The 22,100-nt window shown below is 69.8% G+C and carries 22 protein-coding genes, 1 tRNA gene and 1 pseudogene; 10 read left to right on the top strand and 14 right to left on the bottom strand.

Annotated features, from left to right (window positions below; genetic code table 11):
- Window positions 1-91 precede the first annotated feature (91 nt).
- Together ACFWW9_RS07450 and ACFWW9_RS07455 are read left to right on the top strand one after the other, a co-directional pair.
- Window positions 92-295 (top strand): hypothetical protein, encoded by a 204-nt coding sequence (locus tag ACFWW9_RS07450; RefSeq protein WP_390372776.1) that lies wholly within the window; start codon window positions 92-94, stop codon window positions 293-295.
- Between the two features lie 162 nt (window positions 296-457).
- A complete protein-coding gene (locus ACFWW9_RS07455) occupies window positions 458-1,885 on the top strand; it encodes a hypothetical protein (RefSeq protein WP_390372779.1) in 1,428 nt (475 codons plus the stop codon).
- 88 nt (window positions 1,886-1,973) lie between these two features.
- Here the strand turns inward: ACFWW9_RS07455 and ACFWW9_RS07460 are convergent, their stop codons facing one another.
- Complete coding sequence (locus tag ACFWW9_RS07460; RefSeq protein WP_390372781.1) at window positions 1,974-2,759, bottom strand: hypothetical protein; 786 nt, start codon at window positions 2,757-2,759, stop codon at window positions 1,974-1,976.
- A gap of 96 nt (window positions 2,760-2,855) precedes the next feature.
- On the opposite strand from ACFWW9_RS07460, the gene ACFWW9_RS07465 reads away from it, so the two are divergent.
- Together ACFWW9_RS07465 and ACFWW9_RS07470 are read left to right on the top strand one after the other, a co-directional pair.
- Window positions 2,856-4,088: a DNA cytosine methyltransferase gene (locus tag ACFWW9_RS07465; RefSeq protein ID WP_390372784.1), complete on the top strand. Its 1,233-nt coding sequence runs from the start codon at window positions 2,856-2,858 to the stop codon at window positions 4,086-4,088.
- 528 nt (window positions 4,089-4,616) lie between these two features.
- Window positions 4,617-5,768 carry a thioester domain-containing protein gene (locus ACFWW9_RS07470; protein WP_390372787.1) on the top strand — a complete coding sequence of 384 codons (1,152 nt, stop codon included), beginning with the start codon at window positions 4,617-4,619 and terminating at the stop codon, window positions 5,766-5,768.
- A 64-nt stretch (window positions 5,769-5,832) separates the two neighbouring features.
- Here the strand turns inward: ACFWW9_RS07470 and ACFWW9_RS07475 are convergent, their stop codons facing one another.
- Entirely contained in the window at window positions 5,833-7,149 is a 1,317-nt protein-coding gene (locus ACFWW9_RS07475; RefSeq protein ID WP_390372790.1) for a BNR-4 repeat-containing protein, read from the bottom strand.
- Between the two features lie 214 nt (window positions 7,150-7,363).
- Here ACFWW9_RS07475 and ACFWW9_RS07480 point away from each other — a divergent pair, with 214 nt between their 5' ends.
- Both ACFWW9_RS07480 and ACFWW9_RS07485 read left to right on the top strand, forming a co-directional pair.
- Complete coding sequence (locus tag ACFWW9_RS07480) at window positions 7,364-7,537, top strand: antitoxin (RefSeq protein WP_390372792.1); 174 nt, start codon at window positions 7,364-7,366, stop codon at window positions 7,535-7,537.
- A 77-nt stretch (window positions 7,538-7,614) separates the two neighbouring features.
- Window positions 7,615-8,175, top strand: a complete 561-nt coding sequence (locus ACFWW9_RS07485) for a putative glycolipid-binding domain-containing protein (protein WP_390372794.1) — start codon at window positions 7,615-7,617, stop codon at window positions 8,173-8,175.
- A 4-nt stretch (window positions 8,176-8,179) separates the two neighbouring features.
- On the opposite strand, the gene ACFWW9_RS07490 is transcribed toward ACFWW9_RS07485, so the two are convergent.
- The 5 genes from ACFWW9_RS07490 to ACFWW9_RS07510 all read right to left on the bottom strand — a co-directional run bounded on the left by ACFWW9_RS07490 (window position 8,180) and on the right by ACFWW9_RS07510 (window position 15,709).
- A complete protein-coding gene (locus ACFWW9_RS07490; RefSeq protein ID WP_390372797.1) occupies window positions 8,180-9,367 on the bottom strand; it encodes a thiolase family protein in 1,188 nt (395 codons plus the stop codon).
- Between the two features lie 45 nt (window positions 9,368-9,412).
- The gene (locus ACFWW9_RS07495; protein ID WP_390372799.1) at window positions 9,413-11,308 is read right to left on the bottom strand and encodes a hypothetical protein; all 1,896 of its coding nucleotides are present in this window, start codon (window positions 11,306-11,308) and stop codon (window positions 9,413-9,415) included.
- Between the two features lie 55 nt (window positions 11,309-11,363).
- On the bottom strand, window positions 11,364-13,190 hold the full coding sequence (locus ACFWW9_RS07500) for a fibronectin type III domain-containing protein (protein ID WP_390372802.1): 1,827 nt from the start codon (window positions 13,188-13,190) through the stop codon (window positions 11,364-11,366).
- A 10-nt stretch (window positions 13,191-13,200) separates the two neighbouring features.
- Window positions 13,201-14,169, bottom strand: a complete 969-nt coding sequence (locus tag ACFWW9_RS07505) for a prephenate dehydrogenase (RefSeq protein ID WP_390372805.1) — start codon at window positions 14,167-14,169, stop codon at window positions 13,201-13,203.
- A gap of 328 nt (window positions 14,170-14,497) precedes the next feature.
- Window positions 14,498-15,709, bottom strand: coding sequence for a M20 family metallopeptidase (locus tag ACFWW9_RS07510; protein ID WP_390372809.1), 1,212 nt, complete (start codon window positions 15,707-15,709; stop codon window positions 14,498-14,500).
- An 89-nt stretch (window positions 15,710-15,798) separates the two neighbouring features.
- Here ACFWW9_RS07510 and ACFWW9_RS07515 point away from each other — a divergent pair, with 89 nt between their 5' ends.
- The 4 genes from ACFWW9_RS07515 (at window position 15,799) to ACFWW9_RS07530 (ending at window position 17,128) form a co-directional block, all read left to right on the top strand.
- On the top strand, window positions 15,799-16,287 hold the full coding sequence (locus ACFWW9_RS07515; protein WP_259628900.1) for a tRNA adenosine deaminase-associated protein: 489 nt from the start codon (window positions 15,799-15,801) through the stop codon (window positions 16,285-16,287).
- Window positions 16,288-16,304: 17 nt separating this feature from the next.
- Window positions 16,305-16,748, top strand: a complete 444-nt coding sequence (locus ACFWW9_RS07520) for a nucleoside deaminase (protein ID WP_390372975.1) — start codon at window positions 16,305-16,307, stop codon at window positions 16,746-16,748.
- Between the two features lie 45 nt (window positions 16,749-16,793).
- Window positions 16,794-17,000, top strand: coding sequence for a CsbD family protein (locus ACFWW9_RS07525; protein ID WP_390372812.1), 207 nt, complete (start codon window positions 16,794-16,796; stop codon window positions 16,998-17,000).
- A gap of 43 nt (window positions 17,001-17,043) precedes the next feature.
- A tRNA-Ser gene (locus ACFWW9_RS07530) sits at window positions 17,044-17,128 on the top strand.
- A gap of 78 nt (window positions 17,129-17,206) precedes the next feature.
- Here ACFWW9_RS07530 and ACFWW9_RS07535 read toward each other — a convergent pair.
- The 7 genes and pseudogenes from ACFWW9_RS07535 to ACFWW9_RS07565 form a co-directional block, all read right to left on the bottom strand.
- The gene (locus ACFWW9_RS07535) at window positions 17,207-18,580 is read right to left on the bottom strand and encodes a tyrosine-type recombinase/integrase (protein ID WP_390372815.1); all 1,374 of its coding nucleotides are present in this window, start codon (window positions 18,578-18,580) and stop codon (window positions 17,207-17,209) included.
- A gap of 11 nt (window positions 18,581-18,591) precedes the next feature.
- The gene (locus ACFWW9_RS07540; RefSeq protein WP_390372818.1) at window positions 18,592-18,894 is read right to left on the bottom strand and encodes a helix-turn-helix domain-containing protein; all 303 of its coding nucleotides are present in this window, start codon (window positions 18,892-18,894) and stop codon (window positions 18,592-18,594) included.
- Complete coding sequence (locus tag ACFWW9_RS07545; RefSeq protein ID WP_390372821.1) at window positions 18,891-20,117, bottom strand: DUF3631 domain-containing protein; 1,227 nt, start codon at window positions 20,115-20,117, stop codon at window positions 18,891-18,893. The genes ACFWW9_RS07540 and ACFWW9_RS07545 overlap by 4 nt, the downstream gene beginning before the upstream one ends.
- Entirely contained in the window at window positions 20,114-20,353 is a 240-nt protein-coding gene (locus ACFWW9_RS07550) for a hypothetical protein (protein WP_390372824.1), read from the bottom strand. Before ACFWW9_RS07550 ends, ACFWW9_RS07545 begins: the two co-directional genes overlap by 4 nt.
- Complete coding sequence (locus ACFWW9_RS07555) at window positions 20,350-21,159, bottom strand: DNA cytosine methyltransferase (protein WP_390372978.1); 810 nt, start codon at window positions 21,157-21,159, stop codon at window positions 20,350-20,352. Before ACFWW9_RS07555 ends, ACFWW9_RS07550 begins: the two co-directional genes overlap by 4 nt.
- Window positions 21,054-21,965 (bottom strand): bifunctional DNA primase/polymerase, encoded by a 912-nt coding sequence (locus tag ACFWW9_RS07560; RefSeq protein ID WP_390372827.1) that lies wholly within the window; start codon window positions 21,963-21,965, stop codon window positions 21,054-21,056. The genes ACFWW9_RS07555 and ACFWW9_RS07560 overlap by 106 nt, the downstream gene beginning before the upstream one ends.
- A gap of 40 nt (window positions 21,966-22,005) precedes the next feature.
- A pseudogene (locus tag ACFWW9_RS07565) lies at window positions 22,006-22,100 on the bottom strand (RNA methyltransferase); the annotation flags it as partial.

Raw genomic sequence — 22,100 nt, forward strand, 5'->3', positions numbered from 1 at the left:
GATTAAGGACACCTGGCCAAATTTGCCCCTCAAGGTCTCGTTCGAGTGGACCGATGTACCTCAAGTGAGTTACCCGCATCCAGTAGTGCACATGAGCATCGGCGGTGCTCTGGCCGAGCACGCCGACCTGATGGCCAAGCGCCAGAGGTTCCTGGAGGACGCCGCGGCGATCGTCGCCGCCGCACCCGCGTCCTCGGACGCCCTGTCCTCGCTCCACCTCGCGTTCCCGAAGCCCAAGGGTGCGCGCGCCTTCCTCAACCGGGTTGACCAGGTACTTCGCGACGCCGCTCGCTGATCGACACCGCGGCGGCCGCCCTGGTCCGGCGGCCGTCCCGCGACTTTCACCCGGTTGTTGCCGGACCGTGCTTCGCCGATCCATCCGGGTGCCTCTACAGTGCGGATCACCCGGCGCTCGCCGGTGCTCTCCTCCGCTGCTCATCAAAGCGAGATCTCGGCGATGACTCCTGCACTCTCCGCGCTCCACGAGCGCCTTCGCACGTTGTTCGGCGACCGCAAGGTCGTGCTCGCCGGGGGTACGCGGCTCAGTAGTCGCGTCTCCGAGCTGAACCAGCTCGGAGCTCGCCACACGCTCGTCCTGTCGACCGACGACCACGCGCCCCTGTACGACTCCGAGGTCGCCCGCTGGGTGCCGCTCGGGATCGCGGGCGGGTTCGTCGCGACGGAGCAGCGCCGGGTGACCCAGCTCCTCGAGCGCCCGAACGCCAAGGTGCGCGCCGTCCTGGACGACTTCGACCCGGAGGGCGAGGCGCTGGTCATCAGCACCCCGTACGTCTCCACGGCCGAGTTCAACGGGCGACCCGTCCTCAACCACCGCCGCCCCGAGTGGGTCGAGCTGGAGAACAAGACCACGATCGACGCGCTGTGGGACGAGCTGTCCGCGCCGCGCGCACCGGCCGTGGTCCTGGACCTCGACGCCGACGCCCTCTGGGCCGCCACCGAGAAGCTGGACCGCGGCGCGGGCGTCGTCTGGTCCGGCGACGGTCCGGCGATCAACGGCGGGGCGAACTTCGTCCGCCGGGTCCGGTCCCGCGAGGAGGCCGCGGACGCCTTCGAGGTGCTCGCGCCCAAGTGCGACTTCATCCGCGTGATGCCGTTCCTGGAAGGGATCCCGGTCAGCGTGCACGGGATCGTGTTCCCGGACGGCACGGCGGTGCTGCGGCCGATCGAGATGGTCGTGCCGCGCCGCGCCGGCTCGGCGAGGTTCCTCTACGCGGGCTGCGCGTCCTACTACGACCCGCCCACGTGGATCCGCGACGAGATGCGCAACCTGGCCCGCCGGGTCGGCGAGCGGCTGCGCGAGACGGTCGACTACCGCGGCACGTTCACCCTCGACGGCATCGCCACCGAGGACGGCTTCCTGCCGACGGAGATCAACACCCGCTACGGCGGCGCGATGGTCTGCTTCGAGGACGCCCTGCCGCAGGTGCCGGTGTCGCTGGTCCAGGTCGCGCTGGTGGCCGGGCACGACCTCGGGATCTCGTCCATGGAGTTCGAGGAGCTGCTGCTCGGCGCCGCGGACAACTTCCGCTCGGGGTCGGTCGGCGCGAACGTCCGCGCGGTCACCCCGACCGAGGTCGTGGAACGGCCGATCGTCTTCACCGACTGGTCGTGCCGCTTCGCGCACCCGGAGGAGGCCCCGCAGGCCACGCTCCGGCTGCGCCCGTCACCGCTGGGAGCCCGGCTGGAGCTGGACTTCCACGCCGAGCAGCTCCAGTCCGGCCGTCCCGTCGCCGCGCTCACGGTCGCCGCGTTCGCGCTGGCGGACCAGGAGTGGGGCACGTGCCTCGGCCCGCTGGAACCCGCGATCCCGATCGCGGAAGAGGGCCTGGTGGCGGTCGAACTGGGCGAAGCCGTCACGGCCTGATCGAGTGAGCTAGTCCGGTTGGCTGTGTCATTTCCCGGAAGCTGAAGTCTCCGGAGTGAGATGTTCGAAGGCTCCGCCAGCGAACATCTCACTCCGGAGACCCGTACGCGGCGAGGAAGGCCAACCGGTAGCCCATCAACGCCATCGTGACCGCGCCCGGCTGGTGCGCCGGGTAGTCGTCGTCCTCGTAGGCGCGCAACAGGTCCGGGTAGTCCTGGGCGGTGCCCAGCAGCGCCCAGTGGTCGGAATCGCGGCCCTGGACGAGGTGGTGGGCGACGGCTGCCGCGTCGACCAGCACGGCCGACGAGCGGTGGTTCGAGCCGTGGGCCATGTCCCACACCACGTGCGCGGTCTGGGTCGGCACGGCCTCCGGCACGGCGGTCGCCAGCGCGACCACGCACGCCACCTCGGCGTTGGCCAGCGACTCGAACACCTTCGGCGCGGCTTTCGCGACGGCGTAACGGGTCTGGGTGATCCAGTCGGGTGACAGCCGGGGGAGTTCGCGGCCCAGCGCGTTCCACCGCCGCCAGGTCCGCTTGCCGTCCTCGGTGAACCCGCACCCCGCCAGGCCGAGCGCGGCCAGCAGGAAGATCAGCCGGTCGCGGACGTCCGGCGCGACCTTGTAGTTCGCGCCCAGCTCGGCCAGGAACGGCACGGCGAACGCGCTCGCCTCGGACACCGTGTCCTCGGGCAGCAGCCGGTCGACGAGGCTCGCCAACGAGGCCGCGCGGAGGGACAGGTCCTCGTCGACGACCCCGCGCAGCAGCTCGTCGATCCCGCGCGCCGACCCGCGCCCGTCCGACAAGTCGTTCCAGGGCACGGCTTCCAGACCACGCAACGGATCCGGCCGTTGCCAGGCGGGCGGCAGCTCCATAGCCGGGAACCTACGGGATGGCGCGGGGAGCGCGGTGTCGCCGGGCGGACGGGTCGTCTGCGACAACGGGTGACACCCAGCCGTACGATCACGCTCGTGCCGGCGCCAGTACCTCTCCGCGGCGCCACCTACCGGGTGGCGGACCTGTTCTCCGGAGCGGGTGGGATGAGCCTGGGCTTCCACGCGCACCCCGACTTCGCGGTCGTCGGAGCCGCCGACGCGCAGATCGGCAAGCCGTCGTCGAAGCTCGGTTCGTTGCGCTGCAACGGCACCTACCGCGCGAACATCGGCATCGACCCGCTGGAGCTGGACCTGGCCGCGGTCGACCCGGCCGAGGTGCGCGAGGCGTGGGGGCTGCGGCGCGGCGAGCTGGACGTGCTGGTGGCGTGCCCGCCGTGCTCGGGGTTCAGCCGCACCACGGCCGCGAACCACCTGCGCGACGACCCGCGCAACTCCCTCGTCGGCCGGGTGGCGGCGTACGCGGCCGAGCTGCGGCCGCGCGTGGTGCTGATGGAGAACGCCCGAGAGCTGGTGAAGGGCAGGCAGCGGCACCACCTCGAGGGCCTGGCCGACGAGCTGGAGAAGCTCGGCTACCGGGTGGCGGCGGACTCGCACCTGCTGTCCCGCTTCGGCCTGCCGCAGCTGCGCGAGCGGGCGCTGGTGGTGGCCGTGGACGCCGGGCTGCCGCTGCGGAGCCTGGAGGACCTGTGGGACGGCTTCGAGGTGCGGCCGTCGGCGATCACCGTGCGCCGGGCGATCTCCCGGCTGCCCGCCGTGCCCGCCGGGTTCGCGCACCCGAAGGACCCGACGCACGTGTCGCCGTCGTTCCGCCAGGACCGGACGCTGCACCGGATGCGGGCGATCCCGGTGGACGGCGGCTCGTGGGCCGACCTCGTGGGCTCGGAGGCCACGGCCGCGCTGCTGAACCCCGCTCAGCTCAAGATCATCGAGACGGGCCGGTGGGGGTCGCACCCGGACGTCTACGGCCGCATGTGGTGGGACGAGCCCGCCCGCACGATCAAGCGCGAGTGCGCGCACGTCGGCAACGGCCGGTACGCGCACCCGCAGCAGCACCGGCTGTGCACCGTCCGCGAGATGGCGCTGCTCCAGGGATTCCCCCGGCGGTTCAAGTTCGACGTGTCGATCCTGGGCAACGCCTACCGGCACATCGGCGACGCGGTGCCGCCGATGATCGCCTACCAGCTCGCGGGGCTGACGCGGTGGATCCTCAGCGGGCAGGCGCCCGACGTGGGCGCGCTGTGCCTGCCGGGCACGTCGCTGCGCGCGAGCGACATCCGGGCGACCGAGCGGGTAGACCTGGTGGCGTGACCGGTCGTTCCGGGCCGTGTGCGCGTCCGGCGGTCGGCCCGGTGGTCCGTTCGGCCCAGCGGCGGGCGGGGCGGCGGTCGTCCCTGATCACCGTTCGGTAACAGTGTGATCGCAGAACGGTCAGTCCTTGACTGTTGAATGCTCATTAACAGGGGTCCACCTGCGGAAATGCGCTAATGGACCAGGCGGTCTGCACCGTGCATTCTGCAAGTTCAGGTCCGTGAACATGATCAATCATCGTCATTTGATCGTCCACTGTGGAGTGTCAACCCGCGTTCTCGCTGTTCGTAGCCATAACGGCACGAGGGGTTACCCGAACACGATCAGGTGTAACGCGATCGGATAGTGTTCCGCCGATTCCTGTCGGATCCACGAAAAAAACGGGGTACCGCCCCCTGTCGGACGACAAGATCCCACTTCTTCTCACCCGATTCGGGCTAGTTTTCGAGAGCTTGAAGGAGATCCATGGCATCCCGGTTGAGCGCGTCGCGCGTTGGTGCGGCAGTCCTAGGCGCCTCCATCGCCCTCATGGCCTCGGCCCTGCCGGCTTCGGCGGAGGTCCACGTCAAGCCCAAGGGCGAATGGGACCAGGGCGGCGTCGACGTCTTCCTGGAGGGCAAGGGCGACAAGCTCGACACCAGTCTCATCGGCCTCCAGATCGACAACACCCAGACCAAGGTCCAGTCCTACTGCGTCGAGCTGCCGACCTCGCTCAAGGACGGTCACGGGCTCAAGGAAGTGGCCTGGGACAAGCACCCCAACCCGACCACGAAGTTCAAGGAGAACGCCGACAAGATCAGCTGGATCCTCCAGCACACGTACCCGCTGATCAAGGCGGAGGCGCTGGGCAAGGAGGTCGGCAAGGACGTCAGCGAGGAAGAGGCGATCGGGGCGACCCAGGCCGCCATCTGGCACTACAGCGACGGCGCCAACCTGGACAAGGGCAAGGTCAAGAACGCCGACGTCGTCGCCGTCTACGACTACCTGACCGGCTCCAAGAACGAGGGCGTCAAGGAGCAGCCGACCCCGACGCTGACCATCGAGCCCGCGGACAAGACGGGCAAGACCGGCGACCTGATCGGCCCGTTCACGGTCACCACCACGGCGGGCGAGGTCGTCCTCAAGGCGGACCTCCCCTCGGGCGTCACCCTGGCGGACAAGGACGGCAACACGCTGTCCAGCCCGAAGGAGGGCACCCTCGCGGTCAAGGACGCGGGCGTGAAGGCGAAGGAGTTCTTCGTCAAGGTCCCCGAGGGCACCCCGGACGGCAAGGCCTCCTTCTCGGTCGAGGCCAACGCGGAGCTGACCCAGGGCCGCCTCTTCGTGAGCAGCAACGACAAGCTCCAGACCCAGTCGCTGATCGTCGCGTTCCCGGCCAAGGTCGACCTCAAGGCCACCGGCACCGCGTCGTGGGCGAAGGGCGAGGCCCCCTCGACCCCGCCGTCGACGACCACCGAGGAGACCACGCCGTCGACCACGGAGTCGGCGCCGTCCTCCACGGAGGCCACCCCCACCACGACCACCCAGCCCGTCCCGGCCGGTGGCAGCAGCGGTGAGACCGGCGGTCTGGCCAGCACCGGCGCGTCGATCTTCGTGCCGCTGATCATCGGCATCGTGCTCGTCGGCGGTGGCGCGGGCGCCCTGCTGGTGATGCGTCGCCGCAAGTCCACCCCGCAGTAGTCCGACCCGAACGCCGCAACGCCCCCGTGAGCACCTGCTCACGGGGGCGTTGTCGTTCAGGGGACTAGCGGCGCTTGATGCCCGCCACCGAGATGTCGCCGTCGGCCACGGCGACCTCCCGCGCGGACGAGGCGCCGGACAGCAGCACCCGGACCGGGTCGCGGAAGTCCTTGATCAGCTCGATGCGCTGCACCGGCTTCGCGGTCGGGATGACCGTCTCGGCCTCCCACGTGCGACCCAGCGTGACCTTGTAGGTGTTCACGTTCGGCTTGCCGTCCTCGGTCGCGTAGACCCGCCAGGTGGCGAAGTTCAGCGGCTCCATCTCCCGCACCCGCAGACCGCGCGCGACCTCCTTGGTCTGCCACTTGAACCCGTTCCACCACGACAGGTAGTTGTGCAGCGGGCCCTTGGCCTCGTCACCGCTGAACCACAGCAGGAACGGCTGCCCCAGCGTCGTCCCGACCAGCTGGATGTAGTCGGGGGACTTGACGGCGTTCGGCAGCGTCAGCGGCGTCTCGATGACCTTGAGGTACTTCTCCTGGTCCGCGTCGTCGACCTGGGTGCCCAGGTCCCGGCCGCTCGCCGAGTAGAAGTGCAGGTTCTTCGGGTTGAACCAGGTGTAGTAGATGTTGCGGTGGTACCGGTCGTGCAGGTGCCCCTCGGGGCCGCCGCCCGCCAGCGTGTAGACGATCCGGACCCGGCCGTCCGGCTCCTGCCGGATCTGGCCGAAGTACGTCTCGTTCATGTTGTCGGTCCGGGTGTCCGACCCGAGCGCGAACTTGTTCCCGGTCAGCTCCTGCGAGGTCTTCCAGGTCTGGCCGTTGTCCTTGGACACCACGTACTGCATCGGACGCGTGTCGGTCGGGATCGCCGGGACCAGGTCGTGCGAGGTCTCCCGGAAGAACACGAAGATCGTGCCGTCGGCCGTGACGAACGGCATCGGGTACGTCGCGGCGTCCTTGGAGATCACCCGCTCGGACCAGACGCCCTCCGAGGAGTGGGCCTCCGGCGCGCGGTTGAGCACCAGCTCGACGTTGTGCCTGCCGCGGAACGAGAGCAGGTGCCCGTCCTTGGCCTGCACGAGCGTCGGGTAGTTGTGCGAGTCCGAGTCGCCGTCGGCGTACTTGACCGGCGTGGACCACTGGTTGGTGCGGTGGTCGAAGGACTGGGCGTAGTTGTCCTCGAACTGACCTGCCCAGGAGACGAACGTCTTCTTCGCGACGGCGTCGTACAGACCGCCCGCGACGGGACGTCGGTCACTGCGTGCCGCGACCGAGGTGGCCGTGGTCGTCGTCGTGAACTCAGGGGTCCTCTCCGGGGTGGCGTGCGCCGGAGCGGGCAGGACCGTGAGCAACAACAGCGGCGGCGCCATGAGGCGCATGAGCCGAAACATTGTGGCGTTCCTCCTGGTGATGGCCGTGTGATACGGCCGACCAGGCGGCGGCGGGGTCATCTTCGCACGCGACACGGGGGTGTGGTCCAGTGTTAACCGGGCCGAAGTTCGGCATCGGGCGTAGCGTGACCGCCGTCCGTTTGGCAGTGGGGGTCCGGGGGTGTGCTCCGGTACCCTTCCTCAGGAGTGCGGAGGAGCACCTGTGAACTTCGATGAGATCAAGAACAAGGCCGGCGAACTGCTCGAGCAGAACCACGAGAAGGTGGACGAGGGCATCGACAAGGCCGCCGAGTTCGCCGCGGGCAAGTTCGGCCACGAGGACCAGATCAAGTCGGTCGCCGAAAAGGCCAAGGACTTCCTTCCGGGTGGGCAGTGAACTCCTCGAACACGGATGAGCGGGCTACCCCTTCCGGGGAGGCCCGCTCCACCTCTGCGACCGCGCGCCGCCCCGAGATGGTGACGTGGCAGGGCTACCGGGAACCGCGGCTCGAACAGGTGCGCCTGCTCCTGTCCGACCAGCGGCGCCTCCGCGCGTCCGGCCGACTCGTCACCGCGGGCCCGGACGAGCAGTTCAGCGCCTCGTTCGAGGTCGGCGTCGGCGAGGAGGGCACGGTGAAGCGGCTGCTGCTGCGCAGTGCCACCGTGGAGGAGGAGAAGCAGATCTCGCTCAGCCGGACCGCCGACGGCGCCTGGCTGGTCGACACCGGCAAGGGCTCCGAGCGGGCCGAGTTCGGCGGGGCGATGGACGTGGACGTCCAGTTCGTCGTGCTGTTCAACTCGATCCCGATCCGGCGGCTCGGGCTGCACCGCGAGGCGGGCGAGCACGTGCTGCCGGTCGTGCGGGTGTCGCTGCCGGACCTGTCGGTGCAGGTCGTGGAGCAGACGTACCGCACGGTCTCCGTCGGCGACGAGACGTCCGTGATCAACTTCAGCTCCGGCGACTTCTCGTCGGACCTGGTGGTGGACGCGCAGGGCATCGTCCTGGACTACCCGCAGGTGTCGCGCCGCATCTAGGCGTCTAGGCGCGGACGGCGATGGCCATCCCCTGGCCCACGCCGACGCAGGCGGCGGCGATCCCGACTCCGCCGCCGCGGGCGCGCAGGTGCCTGCACAGGTCGAACACGACCCGCGGCAGGGACGCGCCGAGCGGGTGGCCGTAGGCGATCGCGCCGCCGTGCACGTTCACCTTCTCCCGGTCGATCTCCGGCAGGTGGTGCAGCACGGACAGCGCCATCGCGGCGAACGCTTCGTTGACCTCCCAGAGGTCGACGTCAGCGACCGCGATCCGGCGGCGGGCCAGCAGCTTGCGGATGGCGCTGACCGGCGCGAGCGTGAACCGCTGCGGCTCGACCGCGGTGACCGCGCTGCCGACGATCTCGCCCAGCGGCTCCAGGCCCAGTTCGGCCGCGACCTCGTCCGTGCCCATCAGGGCCGCGGCGGCGCCGTCGTTGAGCGGCGAGGAGTTGCCCGCCGTGACCGGGCCCGTCTCCGAGAACACCGGGTGCAGCTTCCGCAGCTTCTCCACGCTGGTCTCCGGCCGCACGGACTCGTCCCGCCGGATCGCCGTCCCGTCCGGGAGCTGCACCGGGAACGCGAACCCCTCGTGCACGCCCGCGTCCCACGCGGCCGCCGCCCGCCGGTGCGAGCGCAGCGCGAACGCGTCCATCTGCGTCCGGGTGATCCCCAGCTCCACGGCCACGTCCTCGGCCGCCCGCCCGAGCGGCACGGTCCACTTCGACGGCATCCGCGGGTTGACCAGCCGCCAGCCCAGCGCCGTGGACACCGACTCCAGCCGGTCCGCGAACGCCTTCTCCGGCCGCGGCACCACGAACGGCGCACGGGTCATGCCCTCCACGCCGCCCGCGACCAGCACGTCCGCGTCACCGAGCGAGAGCGCCCGCGCGGCCTGCACGATCGCCTCGCCGCCGGAGGCGCACAGCCGGTTGACCGTCGCGCCGGGCACGCTCGTCGGCAGACCGGCCAGCAGCGCGGCCATCCGCGCCACGTCCCGGTTCTCCTCGCCCGCCCCGTTGGTGTTGCCGTAGAGGACGTCGTCGATCCGGGCCGGGTCGAGCCGGTCGCCGTGCCTGCGCAGCAGCTCGCTGATCGGCAGCGACGCCAGGTCGTCGACCCGGATGCCCGCCAGCCCTCCCCGGTAGCGGCCGAAGGGGGTGCGGGCGACGTCGAGGACCAGGGCTCGCGACATGCGCCCCATCTTGCTCCCGAACGCCGTCCTCGGCGCTCCGGCGGCTCACTGGGCGATGAAGAAGGACACGAACGCCGACGCCGGCCGGGTCGTGGTCTCGGTGCTGAACGCCTTGATCTCGATCATGTGCGGGCCCGAGGAGAGGCCGCTGGTGTTGAGCGCGAGCCGCCACTGGCCCGCGACGGCGGGACCGTCCTCGGTGGTCGGGACGCTGGCGACCTGGTCGCCGTCCAGCCGGATGGTGAACCCGGCCAGCCCCGGCAGCCGCGCGGTCGTGCGCCTGCCCTCCAGGCCGTCCATCACGACGTCGAGGATCAGCCGCCCCGCCTGCAGCGGCTTCCCGTCGGGCACCGGCTGCCCGCTCGCGTCCAGCACCTTGCCGCCCGCCCGCGCGAGGTCCAGCTCCACGCCGTTGAGCGCCTGCGTCTCGGTGGGCGGCGGGGCGTGCGGCTTGGCGCCCGGCCGGGGCACCAGCTCCAGGTCGACGTGGGTCAGCTGGATCCGCATCGGCGACGGCGTCTGCACGCTGACCTGGAGGTGCTTGTCCTGCCCCAGCAGCACCAGCGACTCCAGCGGCAGGTCCGCGACCACCGGGTAGCCGCTGTCCGGCCGCCACCCCGTTCCCGGCACGGCGGGCCGCAGCGGCACCACGACCTTCCCGCCGACCAAGGCGGTGAACTGGGGCGCGACCCCGGAGCCGTCGGTGTGCACGATGTTCATCCGCAGCTGCCCGCCGAGCACGTCCGGCACGACGTCCGGGCCGGGGACGACGTTCGTCCCGCCGCCCACCTCGACCCGGATCGGCGGCGACGGGACCAGCGGCGGGGCGACGGCGGGTTTGCCCGCGAACGCGATCAGGTCGACGTGCACCCGTTCACCGGACGGTCCGACGACGCCGACGATGGCCGTGGCCTCCGTCCACTGCGGAGCCACCTCGCCCTTCGCGACCAGCGCGCCCTCCCGCAGGACCCGCACGCCGTCGCGGCGCAGCACCACCTCCCACCGCTGGCTCACGCCCAACCGCGCGGCGGGAACGGGGTGCGGCTGCTCGTCGGTCGGCGCGAGCCTCGGCGTTCCGGGCGCGACCAGCACCTGCGCGGTGGTCGCGCCCGCGCTGGACGCGATCCGGGTGCGGATCGTGCCCGGCGGCAGCCCGTCGACCTCGACGGCCCGGTCCGACGCCTGCTCGGGCACCGCGCCCGACACCATGCTGACCGGGCCGGGCACCAGGTCCAGGAACAGCTCGCCGTCCACGCCCGGCGCGTCCGTCTCCACCGCGAACCGGCCCAGCTCGTCGGCGTCGGCCAGCGCGAACGGCGTCCGCGACCGCAGCGTCACCGGCGCGGCGGCGCAGTTGCTGCTGATCACCAGCCTGCGCGCGTCGTCGCCCTGGCCGGGGGTGGCGCGGGCGCAGTTCTCCCTCGTGGCGAGCTGCCACCGGGTCGGGTCGGGGGCGTTGGCCTGGTCGAACCGGTCCAGCAGCACGTACTTGCCGTCCGTCGAGGTGTCGGTGCGGGGCGTGCCGACCCCGGTCGCGGGCACCGAGCGCTTGCCGAACGAGTCGACCGCGCGCACCTCGACCCGGTACTCCCGGCCGTCCTCCAGCCCGTCGAGCTGGGCCACGGGCTGCGCGACCAGCAGCGTGTGGTCGAGCGCGCCCTGACCCCACTTGACCTCGTAGCCGGGGGTCTTGCCGGTCCACCGCAGTTGCAGGCGCTGCGGGCCGAACAGCACCGAGAGGCCCTGGGGCGACTCGGGCGTCTCCGTCACCGACGGCAGCACCACGCCCTGGCCCGCGGACCGTTCCAGCGAGGTGGGCGGCGGCGGGACCGGGGTGGCGTCCACGGTCGGCTCGGTCAGCCCCGTGCTCCGCAGGACCACGACGGCCCCGCCGAACAGCACGAGACCGGCGGCCACCACGGCGATCCGACGTCGGTCCATGGCGTCAAGCTAGGCCGACCACCGACCGGGGTCACTAGTCGTTGTCGACCCGAGATCAACCGGAACGGATCTCGAACGACTGCTGCGTGTCCCTCGGCGGCATCGCCGAGTCCTTGGGCTGCACGCGAGCGGTCACCCGGTGCGCTCCCGCCCGCAGCTTCGAGGAGTCGAGCCAGAACTCGTACCGCCCGCCCGCCGACGGACCGTCGGCCGCGGTGGGCAGCGTGACGATCCGGTCGCCGTCCAGGTCGACCTCGATCCCGGACGTGGGCGCGATGACGTGGTCGTGGCCGCCGTCCAGCTCCACGACCAGCCGGATCCTGCCGCCCGTCGGGAACCGCGTCGGCGGCGACACGTTGGTCTCGTGCTCGATGCTCAGCTTCGGCATCGCCACCTTCAGCACCGCGGGGCCGAGGTCGGCGAGCCTCGGCAGCTTGCGAGCCGGGGCGTCCAGGCCGTCGCGGACCACGATGCTGGCGCTGACGGAGTCGATGTCCGTCGTCGAAGTGAGACGCAGCTTGGGATTCGTGCCGAGCGCCGGGTCGGGCAGCGGGAAGTCGGCGTAGAGCGTCGTCGACACCGTCGGCCCGATCGCGCCCCACGGGTACATCGGTTTCGCGGGCACCTGCCGGTCGCCGAAGTGGACGGTCACCGGCGCGTCGTTGTTGCCGTACACCGCGGCCAGCACCCGCAGCGACTCCGCGCCCGCGAACAGCAGCGGCGACACGGTGCCCAACGTCGTCGCCGACGGCTCCCGCTCCGACGGCCCGAGCGTGATGATCGACGTCGACCGCGGGTTCTCCGCGCCGCCGCCGACACCGAACGTGTCGATCGTGGTGCCCTTCGCGTCGCGGAACGCGAGCCTGGCCCGTGCGGACTTCCACGGCACGGCCGCGGGAGCCGCCGCCATCACCTCGCCGTCGCGCACGGCCACCAGCGCGTCGGCCAGGATCCGCAGCTCCCACCGGTGCCGCACACCGGTCGACGGCACGATCGACCGGCCGCTGACCGGCACCACCCGAGTCGTCGTCGGCACGTCCACGCCCTGGCTGAAGCTCGCGCCGAACGGGTTGATGTGCAGGACCACCGCGCCCGGCGGGATCCGCGTCGGAGCGGACATGCTGTCGTACATCCCGAGCCACGGCAGGTCGTCGAACGGCTCCGGGAGCAGCGTGATCGACACCTCCTGGTTGAGGCCGTTGGGATCGGTGCCGGGACCGTCCATGGTCAGCATGACCCGGCCGACCTCGCCGTCCTCCGCGGGCCGCGGCTCCGTGAGCACCAGGGGCAGGTTCGACTGGAGTTCGGCGTTGTCGCAGGTGATCTCCACCCGCTTCACGCCCGGCAACGAGCGCAGCCCGAGGCAGTCGTCGTTGCCGAGCGCGCGCCAGCGGTGCGACGACAGGGCGGCCGGACCGTCGAAGTGGTCGACCGGGGCGACGAACTGGTCGGCCCACGCCTCGTTGTAGAGCAGGCGCGGCACGGCCTTCATGCTCGACGGCGCGGACCGGTGGCCCTCGGCGTCGACCGCCCGGACCTCCAGGGTCAGCTCGTCGTTGGCGGGCAGACCGGTGATCTCGGTTTCCGGCACCAGGACCAGGCGGACCTGGTCGAGCCAGCGCACCTCGTAGCCGTAGCCGACCGTGGGGGTCCACGCGGCGCGGACGCTGGTGATGTCCAACGCCGTCAGCTTGAGGTCCGACGGAGCGGAAAGGGCTTGCCTCTCGGCTCGGTAGTCGACCCGGTCGTCGACGAACCTGGTGAGGTTGACCGGATCCGTGGACTTCACCGTCGGAGGCGGGGCCTCGTTGCGCAGCGCGACGACAGCCCCCACCACGACGGCCAGCCCCCCGACGACGGCGATCAGCCTGCGACGCTCCACGGTGCCGACATTACGAGGTTTGAGCCCTCGCGGTCGCACCGTCCAGCGAAACGATACGGCCGCCTCTTGCTCCTAGCGTGCGGAGTGACTTCGGGGCGGTGGGGGAATTGAGGTCGATGTCCTTGTTCTTGCGTGGGGCTTTTCGGTGGGATTCCAGGGCCTGGCGGGCCTGGTGACCTGCTTCGATGGTTTTCGCCAGTCCGCCGGTGGAGGCCAGGGAGCCTCTGGCCGCACCTAGGCGGCCCAGGGCGTCGTCGACCGCGTCCAGGAGTGCGGATCTGTTGCCCTCGCACATGGCTTGGACGAGTTCGGGGCGGGTGCCCGCTACTCGGGTGCCGTCGGTGAAGCTGCCTGCGGCTAGCGCTAGGGCCAGGGGGCCGCCGTCGGCTCCTACGGTGGCGAGGACCGCTGCGAGGACGTGGGGGAGGTGGGAGATCCGGCCCACCGCGGCGTCGTGTTCGGTGGCGCTGGCGGGGATGACGTGGGCGCCGGTGGCGAGGGCCAGGCGGATGGCTTCCTGGAGGACTTCGGGGGTGGAGTCGTCCTCGGCGGTGATCACCCAGGCGGCGTTGTGGAAGAGGGTGGGGGTGGAGGCCTGCCAGCCTGAGGTGGAGGTGCCTGCCATGGGGTGGCCGCCCACGTAGCGGGCGTGGGGGGTCAAGCGGGCCACGGCTTCGGCTACCGGGGCCTTGACGCTGACGACGTCGGTGAGCTTGGCGGTGGGGTGGACGGAGTTGATCCGTCTGAGGACCTCGTCCAGCGCGGGGAGGGGGACGGCTATCACCACCAAGGCGTCTTCGGCCTTGGCGCGGGTGAGGGCCGCGTCGAGGTCGGTGGTGACGTCGAAGCCGTCGGAGGTGGCGGCGGTGGCGTCCTGGGGGGACTTGGTCGCGCCCCACGCGGTCCACCCCGCTGCCGAGGCGGCTCGGAGCACCGAGCCGCCGATCAAGCCGAGTCCTAGTACGCACAGGTCAGGCACGGGGGTCATCCTGCCGGCGTTGGCTCCCGAAGCCATCACTCGCTTCGTCTGGCCGCCGGTGTCGTTGTGGTCGGGAGGGTGGCTGCCGGTGTCGTCGTTGCCGGGAGGGTGGCCGCCGGTACCAGCGTGCTGTGGCCGATTTGATTTGGGGCCCCTAGATTTGCCCCTTGATCGGGCCAAAAGGCAGTGCCCCAAAGCCCTGCCCGATCTCCAATTTTAAGGGGCAAATCCCCCAAATAAAATCGGCCACGTTCCTGCCCGCGTCCGCCGGTCTCGTCGTGGTCGCCAGCTGGCTGCTGGCTGTGCTGTGTTGCTGTGTTGCTGGCTGCTAGCGCAGTGCGTCCAGGGCGAAGGCTGTGTAGAGGGCTACGCCGTGGGGCATGGCGTTGTCGTCGAAGAGGACGCGTGCCGAGTGGTTTGCCTCTGCTTGGGTCAGGTCTACTTCTGGGGGGCAGGCTCCTAGGAAGGCCATTGCTCCTGGGACCTGTTGGAGGACGTAGGAGAAGTCTTCCGCTCCCATGAGGGGGTCGAGCATGGGTTCTGTGTAGTCGTCGCCGATGGTTTTTGCTGCCAGGTCCAGGACGTGGGGGCCTACCTGGTCGTCGTTCACCGTTACCGGGTAGCCGGGGATGATTTCTACCGTTGCCGCGCAGCCGTGGGCTGCTGCTGTGTGTTCGCAGACTTGGCGGATTTCCTTGTGCACCAACGTCCTCGTCGCTTCTGAGAGGGTGCGGATGGTGCCTTCCAGTAGTGCTGTTTCGGGGATGATGTTGGTGGTGGTGCCTGCGATGAGGTGGGCGATCGTTACTACCGCTGGTTCGTGGACGCTGACTTTGCGGGCGACCATTGTTTGCAGTGCGCCGACCATGGCCGCTGTGGGGGGAATGGGGTCGATGGCCTCGTGGGGCATGCCGCCGTGGCCGCCCCTTCCCGTCACGGTGACGTGGAAGGTGTCTGCCGAGGCCATGATCGGGCCTGGGCGGCAGGTGATCACGCCGGTGCGCAGGGTGGACGTGATGTGGATCGCCAAGGCCTTCTCCACCTTGGGGCCTGCGGCGTTGAGGAGTCCTTCCTCCAGCATGTAGCGGGCGCCGTGTTGGCCTTCCTCGCCTGGCTGGAACATGAACACGACCTGGCCTGCCAGTTGCGCTTTGCGGTCGCTGAGGAGTCTGGCCGCTGACGCGAGCATGGCGATGTGCGTGTCGTGGCCGCACGCGTGCATCGTGCCGTCCACTTCGGACGCGTAGTCGAGGCCGGTGTCCTCGGTCAGCGGGAGGGCGTCCATGTCGCCGCGCAGCAGGACCGTCGGACCCGGTTCGCCGCCCTCCAGCACGGCGACTACGGCGCTGGTGCGGTCGCTGGTGGTGATCTTGAGGGGGAGGTCGGCGAGCGCGCTCAGGACGGCCGCGCGGGTCACGGGCAGGTCGAGGCCCTGCTCGGGGTGGCGGTGGACCTGCCTGCGCAGCGCGACCGTGTGGTGCTGGACGGCTTTGGCGGCGTCGAGCAGGCCTTCGAAGCGGGGATCCGGAGTTGTGCTCATGGGTCGATACTGACATCGGACGGGCCCTCGGCGCTGCTCCCGGAGGCCCCGTGCTACCGGGTGGGGTGGCTGCCCCCTACGGTGTGCTCATGGCAGAGCAGGAGCCGGTCAACGGCTTCGCTGTCGCGGTCGTCCGGGAGGACGGCCGTTGGCGGTGCAGCACGATGGACAGCTCCGCGCTGTCCGAACTGGACGCGGCTATCACCGAGCTGCGCCAACTCCGCTCGACCGGTGCGGCCTTCGGGCTCCTCGCGGTCGACGACGAGTTCTTCATCATCCTCCGACCGGTGCCGGGCGGGGTGTCCCTGCTGCTGTCCGACGCGGCGGCGGCCCTCGACTACGACATCGCCGCGGACGTCCTCGACCTCCTGCGGGTCGACCCGCCGGACGAGGAGGACGAGGAGCTGTGGCCGGAAGGCGACCTCGGCGTCCTCGCCGACCTCGGGATGCCGAAGCACGAGATGCAGATCGTCGTGGACGAGGTGGACCTCTACCCCGACGAGCAGCTCCAGATGATCGCGCAGCGGTGCGGCTTCGCCGACGAGTTCACGAAGCTGCTCGACAAGATCCAGGCGTGACCCCGAGCCCCGAGGACATGGTGCGCGCGGCGCTGGCCGCCGCGCGCCGCGCCCCGGCGACCGGCGACATCCCGATCGGCGCGGCCGTGTTCGGCCCGGACGGCACCGAGCTGGCCGCGGCGTGCAACGCCCGCGAAGCCACCGGCGACCCGACCGCGCACGCCGAGGTCCTCGCCCTGCGCGCGGCCGCGTCGGTGCACGGCGACGGCTGGCGGCTCACCGGCTGCACCCTGGCGGTCACCGTGGAGCCGTGCACGATGTGCGCGGGCGCCCTCGTGCTGGCACGGGTGGACAAGGTCGTGTTCGGCGCGTGGGAGCCCCGCACGGGCGCCATCGGCTCGCTGTGGGACGTCGTCCGCGACCGCCGCCTCAACCACCGGCCCGAGGTCCACGGCGGCGTCCTGGAACCCGAGTGCGCGGCCCTGCTGGCCGACTTCTTCGCCGACCAGCGCACGGTGTGACCCTCGGCACGGTTCGCGCTGGTCGGTTCGGGGTATTCGACCGTTATGAGCATCCTGGACAAGGCCAAGGACAAGGCGCAGCAGCTGATCGGCGAGGTCAAGGAGAAGGTCGGCGAGAAGACCGGCAACCAGACCCTCCGCGTCGAGGGCCAAGCCGACCAGGTCGAGGGCCACGCGAAGGAAACCGGCCACGACCTGCGTGACAAGACCGCAGACGGCGTCGCCGGCCTCAAGGACAAGTTCAACAGGTAACCCCCTCGACAGCCCCGGACACCCGTCTTGTATTGTTCTTAGCGGTGGCGTGTCCGAGCGGCCGAAGGAGCACGCCTCGAAAGCGTGTGAAGTGAAAGCTTCCGTGGGTTCAAATCCCACCGCCACCGCTGGTCAGAGAGCCCCGCGCCTCCCGAGGTGCGGGGCTCTCTGCGTTCCGGTTGCAGTTCTGGTTGCAGTAGCCCTGGTCAGCCGGTTGGAACTGGGGCCTCAGCGGTGCCGTCGCCATCTTCCTTGGTGCAGCTCACGGTGTCCTCAACGGGTTTCCAGAGCAGTCCTCCGACCCGCTGGGCGACGTCTTGGCGGATCGCGGAGGTGATGTGTTGGTACTTGGCCGCCATGGCCGTGTTCGACCAGCCCATGATGCCCATGACGGTTCGCTCCGCCACGTCGAGCAGCAGCAGCACCGTCGCCGCGGTGTGCCGGGCGTCGTGCAACCGCCCGTCCGGCACACCCGCTGCTTTCACGAGCCGCTTCCACTCGTTGTAGTCGGTCCTAGGGTTCAGCGGCGCTCCGGTCTCCGTGGTGAAGACGTAGCCGCTATCGGTCCAGAGCTGTGCCGCCTTCCGACGTTCCCTGTCCTGCTCCGCCCTGTGCAGCTTCAGCAGCCTCGCCACCTCCTCCGGTAGTCCGACGCCACGCTTTCCCGCCGATGACTTCGTACCGGCCGTCTCAGGGCGAGAGGGCACCTTGTCCGGGCAGTAGCCGCCGTACTTCTTGCCGCAGGGCACCTTGCAACCGTGTTTCCACTTCGGGCGCAATCGACTGCGTCGGACCACGATCCCCATCGAGAACAGGGCGGCGCACTCCGGGCAGAACGCTTTACGGTGTGCCGGGCACGGCAGGTCCCAACCGCGCCAGTGCACGTCCGACCATTGCAGTCCGAGTGCTTCACCCTGTCGAAGCCCTAGCGCCAACGCGACCGCCCACCGCGCACTGTTGCGCCGAGCCAGCGCGGCTTGGAGCAGCATTTTCACCTGGTCGACGGAGTACGGCTCGACGTCCATTTCCTCGACCTTCGGTGCCTTCGCCTCTAGTGCCGGGTTACTGCTGATGTGCTTCCGTCGGACCGCCACGTTGAGTGCCGCGCGAATCGTTCTGTGGGCTTGATTGGCGGTCGCGGCGCTGGTCGTGGGTCCGAACTTCGTACTCTTCTGCATGATCTTGCGGTAGAGCTTTTCGAGGTGTTCGGGCTCCAACTTCTTGAGGCGATGTGCTCCAACTCCGGGCACGAGATGAACACGCACGGCTACCTCGTATGCGTTGTACGCGTTCTCTGTAACGGTGGGCGGAGCGACCACGTTTTCGAGCCAGTGCTGCAACCACTCAGCGACCGTCCAGTTCTGACCGGCCTTGGTCACGTTTCCGGCGTCCCGGTCACGTTCTAGCTTGGTGACCTTGCCGGAGACCTCATCTTGCGTCTTGCCTCGTACATGCCGCCTGTCGGTCTTTCCGTCGTCTTTGGTTCCGACCGTGACCCAACCATGCCAACACTTGTCAGAGTCGCTGTAATAGATGCTGGACCGACCGTTGGCGTTCCGGGTCTTCTTTTCGCGCGCCATGAGGTCCCTTTCTAAGCTGCCCGGTAATCACGCTGGTCGGTCATCAGTCGAGCGGCGAATTCCCTGACCGCGTCGATGTGGATCCGACGTAGTCGGCCGATTAGAACGGAATCGATCTCCCTTGACTTGACCAATGCGTAAGCCTTGGTCTTACCGATGTGAAGCAGTTCCGCGGCTTCTTCAACCGTCAGCAGCACACGCTCCGGGGGTTGTCGCTGAGCAGGTACTGCGGCACTCGGTTCGTTGCTTGTGATGAGTGCGGCCAGTTGGGCGAGAAGTTCTGCGATCTCGGTGTTGTGCCGCCCAGCGCTCATGCGGCACCTCCGGTGGCGTGGCTGAGGGGGGTAACCGTCCCAGCCGTCCCAGCCGTCCCGATGCTGGTCAGGCTGGGACGGCTCGTGTCGGTGGGACGGCTCGATCCGTCCCGCGGCCCTGTCTGGGCCTGGTCGTCGTCGGGTCCTTCCGGCGGGCAGTAGCGCGCCCACGCGTCGATGAAGTCCGATTTCTGGTAGCCCTTGAGCTGGGTGCCGTCGAGGAACCGGACGTTCGCGGAACGGATGTCGAATTCCCTCAACAGCGCCCCCATCTTGTTGGCGGTCAGCCCGTTGGGGCCGTAGGTCCGCCAAGTCGCTTCCGGGTCGGCTTTCAACCGTTCGATCAGAACCGCGGTCGACAACGCCATTTCGTTGCTGAGCGCCTTTCGGCAGTCGAGCAGCAGGCGGACGCGTTCGGAGGTGTTGCCGTCCTTGGAGGCTTCCTCGGTCAGCGCGACCACGGCGGTTCGGGCGCGGTTCGGCCATTCCCCGCCCGCGAAATCAGCTACGGCCACCAGTGGCTCCCAGGTGTCTGCTGCCCTGTCCTCGACGGGCATTTCCGGTTCCATCGATTCCAAGATTTCCAGCGCTCCCCTTAGCCACGTGTTGAGCTGAACCGCCAGGGCGCGCAGGGCGGGACGGTCACGGCGGTGTCGGTACGGTGCGGCTTTCTCGCCGGGGCCGCGGCGGCGCATGTGCACGACCACGGCCCGGTCCTCGATGGTGTCGGGCATCGCTCCGATTCCCGCGAGTGCCGCCATGGCGAACGTGGGAATGGACTCGACTTTGTTGGTGGCGGCGTCGTAGCGCTTGGCGGGTCGGTTGCGCTGGTGTCCGGCGTTGAGCAGTCCGCGGAGGTCTTCGTTGCCGTCTGCTTTCGGCCCGAAAATCGTGTCGGCCTCGTCCACGAGCATGGTCGGCGGGTCGTCGGTGATCGACCGGTAGACCGCGGCGGAGGAGCTGTTGACGGTGATGAACGGGTTGTGGCAGGTGGCCTCGACGACGTCGAGAAGCCGTGACTTGCCGCACCGCTTCTCGGGTCCGCGGATCACCATGCGGGGCGCGTGCGCCCACGCGGGTTGGGCGTGGCTGGCGGCGATCCACAGCGTGACGGCGTCGGCGTACTCGGGGGTGGGCAGCACGACGTAGCGGGTCAGCGAGTCGCGGAGGGTGTCGAGCAGGTCGGCCCCGGTGGGCTCCGTGTCGTTGGCGAGGTCGTTCACGGGGTGATCTCCTTGCCGGGGGTGGAGGTGATCTGCGTGCCCTTGCCGAGCCGGTCCTCTCGTGCGCGGACGACGGTGGTCGTGGGGCTGGCCACGGTCAGGTACACCCGGCCCAGCACCGAGGCCGTGCGGGTGTTGGCGTAGAAGCTGCTGACCTCCTGAACCTCCAACACGTCGGCGATCAGCGCGGTCGCGGTGTCGACCTCGGCGCGCGTGCCCTCGACTCGGATCCTCATGCGGCGCTCCTCGTGCGGTGTGCGGTGGCGGTGATCAGGTGGCCGAGGTGTTCGGCGAGGTGGGGGACGACGGCGTTGCCGAGGGCGGCAACGCGGTCCACCCGATCGGGAAGCCCATGAGCCACTCGACCCACGTCGGGTTCAGCGGGCCACCGACGCGTTCGGACAGGGGGCGTCCGGGCTTGTCGTAGCCCGCTCCCCTCGGTCCGTCGCGGTGTGTCGGTGTGGGCCACACCGAACAGGCGTTTGCGTGCGTGTGGGGCAGCCACTGCACAAGCGGAGGCCCACCCCACGCGGTGCCGGTATCCGAGTCGAACAAGGTCGGCGTGGACGATGTCCAGTCCTCGGGTGAGCAGACCGGGCACGTTCTCCCACAGCACCCATCGGGGTCGGAGATCGGCGACGACGTCGGCCATCGCGGGCCAGAGCCATCGGGGGTCGCTTGTGCCGAGCCGCGGTCCTGCTTCGGACGCGGGTTGGCAGGGGAAGCCCCCGGCGACCAGATCGACTGCGGGTCGGGGTTGGGAGTGCCACCAGGTGGTGGCGGTGCGGACGTCGTCATGGCGGGGGGCCTCCGGCCAGTGCTGGGCCAACACCTGTTGGCAGAACGGATTTATCTCCACTTGGCCGACCACGGTCATTCCGGCGCGTTCCAGGCCGAGGCCGAGACCGCCGATACCGGCGAACAGCTCCACGACGTTCACGCCGCCACCCCGCCGTCGCTTTCGAGTCGTCGGGGTTGGGTGGCCCCGAGCTTGAGCCCCGATCGGATGGTCTTGGCGATGCCGCTCGCGGTGCAGTCGCACGCGCCGATGACGATGTGGGTGGCGGCCTCCTCCAACAGGGCGAAGGATTCGGCGTGGCCGAGTTCCCCGCCCGCGACCAGTTGACCGAAGGTCAGCGCGGCCTCGAAAACGGTCTTGTTGTGGCGGGCTCGTTGCGCCGCAGCGACTTTGGCCAACTCGGCCCGCACGATCGCGTACAGGTAGGAACCGCGGCGGTGAGGAACGGTCTGGCGGCGCGCTGTGGTGGCCGGTGCGGGCTTGGCGGTGAGGGCCTGGTGCAACCAAGTGGGCAGCGGGACCGGGTCCTGGTCGTCCACGAGTTCGTACCCGCCGTGGGGCAGGACCGACACGGAGCCGACGACGTAGCCGCCGTGGGCGCGGGTGTCGATGAGCCACCCGAGGGTGCTCTGGGTGTTGCGCAGCTTTACCCCGGCCGGGGCGCGGTAGTAGAGGTGGGTGCCGCCGGAGGGGGTGCGCACGGTGTAGGTGGCGGGGATCGTGGCGCGGGCGCGCTCGGCCAGGACGTCCAGCACGTCGGACCCCTGGAAGACCCCGAGCATGTTGAAGCCTGCCGGGGGCACCTGACCGGTCTTGGCGATGTCCAGGTCGACCACCACGAGGTTCGAGGGACCGGTGGCGATGCCGACGTTGTAGTGCGGGTACGTGGTCCAGAACCAGCGGGCGCGGTCGGGGTCGTTGGTGGCCTTGTTCTCCCAGTCGGTGACGGCGGGGGGCTTGTCGTTGCGGATGAGGGGGAAGACGTACCAACCGCGTTCGGTGGCGAGCACGGTTTCGGCGCGGCGGGCGGTTGCGGCGTGATCGGACACGAGGGTTCCTTTCGCAGCACGAACAGAGGTGGTGACGGGGAAGGGCGTCGGCCAACGGAACGTCGACCGGGTCGCACACCGCGATGATGCCTTGCGGCGTCACGGTTTCCGAGAGACCGGCGGCGGCCTTGTCCG

This window comes from Umezawaea sp. NPDC059074, from assembly GCF_042738955.1.
GTDB lineage: Bacteria > Actinomycetota > Actinomycetes > Mycobacteriales > Pseudonocardiaceae > Umezawaea.

Excerpts from the sequence above, each read along its gene's own strand:
- ACFWW9_RS07470 (WP_390372787.1), top strand. The coding sequence starts at position 4,617 with ATGGCCTCGGCCCTGCCGGCTTCGGCGGAGGTCCACGTCAAGCCCAAG.
- ACFWW9_RS07455 (WP_390372779.1), top strand. The coding sequence starts at position 458 with ATGACTCCTGCACTCTCCGCGCTCCACGAGCGCCTTCGCACGTTGTTC.
- ACFWW9_RS07550 (WP_390372824.1), bottom strand. The coding sequence starts at position 20,353 with ATGAGGATCCGAGTCGAGGGCACGCGCGCCGAGGTCGACACCGCGACC.
- ACFWW9_RS07490 (WP_390372797.1), bottom strand. The coding sequence starts at position 9,367 with ATGTCGCGAGCCCTGGTCCTCGACGTCGCCCGCACCCCCTTCGGCCGC.
- ACFWW9_RS07515 (WP_259628900.1), top strand. The coding sequence starts at position 15,799 with ATGGCAGAGCAGGAGCCGGTCAACGGCTTCGCTGTCGCGGTCGTCCGG.
- ACFWW9_RS07535 (WP_390372815.1), bottom strand. The coding sequence starts at position 18,580 with ATGGCGCGCGAAAAGAAGACCCGGAACGCCAACGGTCGGTCCAGCATC.
- ACFWW9_RS07495 (WP_390372799.1), bottom strand. The coding sequence starts at position 11,308 with ATGGACCGACGTCGGATCGCCGTGGTGGCCGCCGGTCTCGTGCTGTTC.
- ACFWW9_RS07540 (WP_390372818.1), bottom strand. The coding sequence starts at position 18,894 with ATGAGCGCTGGGCGGCACAACACCGAGATCGCAGAACTTCTCGCCCAA.
- ACFWW9_RS07460 (WP_390372781.1), bottom strand. The coding sequence starts at position 2,759 with ATGGAGCTGCCGCCCGCCTGGCAACGGCCGGATCCGTTGCGTGGTCTG.
- ACFWW9_RS07525 (WP_390372812.1), top strand. The coding sequence starts at position 16,794 with ATGAGCATCCTGGACAAGGCCAAGGACAAGGCGCAGCAGCTGATCGGC.
- ACFWW9_RS07450 (WP_390372776.1), top strand. The coding sequence starts at position 92 with ATGAGCATCGGCGGTGCTCTGGCCGAGCACGCCGACCTGATGGCCAAG.
- ACFWW9_RS07520 (WP_390372975.1), top strand. The coding sequence starts at position 16,305 with ATGGTGCGCGCGGCGCTGGCCGCCGCGCGCCGCGCCCCGGCGACCGGC.
- ACFWW9_RS07485 (WP_390372794.1), top strand. The coding sequence starts at position 7,615 with ATGGTGACGTGGCAGGGCTACCGGGAACCGCGGCTCGAACAGGTGCGC.
- ACFWW9_RS07475 (WP_390372790.1), bottom strand. The coding sequence starts at position 7,149 with ATGCGCCTCATGGCGCCGCCGCTGTTGTTGCTCACGGTCCTGCCCGCT.
- ACFWW9_RS07510 (WP_390372809.1), bottom strand. The coding sequence starts at position 15,709 with ATGAGCACAACTCCGGATCCCCGCTTCGAAGGCCTGCTCGACGCCGCC.